Source organism: Streptomyces racemochromogenes, assembly GCF_044129415.1.
Lineage (GTDB): Bacteria > Actinomycetota > Actinomycetes > Streptomycetales > Streptomycetaceae > Streptomyces > Streptomyces racemochromogenes_A.
This window is the reverse complement of the sequence record NZ_JBBDHD010000306.1, coordinates 1-860: the sequence shown is the minus strand read 5'-3', so window position 1 is coordinate 860 and position 860 is coordinate 1. Positions and strand designations below refer to the sequence as shown.

Sequence of the window (860 nt, the reverse complement as noted above, 5' to 3'; positions counted from 1 at the left end):
CCGCGCAGCCGCAGCGCCAGCTCGATGTTCTTCCCGGCCGTCAGCCAGGGGAACAGGGCGTGCTCCTGGAACATCAGCGCCGGACGGCCACCGGGGGTCTCGATCGACCCGGCGGACGGCTTGTCCAGACCCGCGACCAGGTTCAGCAGGGTGGACTTGCCACACCCCGAGGCCCCCAGGAGGGTGACGAACTCTCCGGGAGCGACATCGAGACTGATGTCGTCCAGGACGAGCTGCGATCCGGCCGGGCCGGAGAAGGACTTCGAGACGTGCTCGATGCGGGCGGCGTGCGTCTGCTCCGCTACCGAGCCCTCGGCAGCCTTGGCGAGCGTGGTGGCCATGGTCGTCACCTCCTGGGGTTGCTGGACTGGGGGATTACTTGGCGCCGAGGCCGGCGTCGGAGACCTCGGGCTTGCCGGCGGCCTTGAGGACCTTGTTCAGGAGCGTGAGGTCGTAGATGCCGGCCAGGTCGGGCTTCTCCAGGAGCTTGGCCTTGACCGCCCACTCGGACTGCGTCTTCAGCGTCGCGGCCAGCGGGTCGTCGGTGACCGAGATGCTCGGCCACGCCGGGTCGATGACCTTCGGGTCCAGCCCCTTGCCGGTGTCGGCGAGGAGCCGGGCGTTCGCGGAGGCCTTGGCCTTGTCCTGGTTCGCGTGGATCCACTCGTTGGTCTTCACCGTGCCGCGCAGCACGGCCTCGACAACGTCCGGGTGCTCCTTGAGGAACTTCTGCGACACGATGACGTTCGTGATCACGAACTTGTTGCCGGGCCACAGGCTGCCCTCGTCGAGGAGGACGGAGCCGCCGTCGGAGACGAGCTTGGAGGCGGTGGGCTCGGGGACCCAGGCGCCGTCGATGG

General features: G+C 68.8%; 2 protein-coding genes. Both read right to left on the bottom strand.

Going from position 1 to position 860, the window contains the following annotated elements:
• A partial coding sequence (locus WDV06_RS37010) for an ATP-binding cassette domain-containing protein (protein WP_395514179.1) occupies positions 1-341 on the bottom strand: 341 nt, incomplete at its 3' end.
• Between the two features lie 34 nt (positions 342-375).
• On the bottom strand, positions 376-860 hold a 485-nt coding region (locus WDV06_RS37005; protein ID WP_395514178.1), incomplete at its 5' end, for an ABC transporter substrate-binding protein.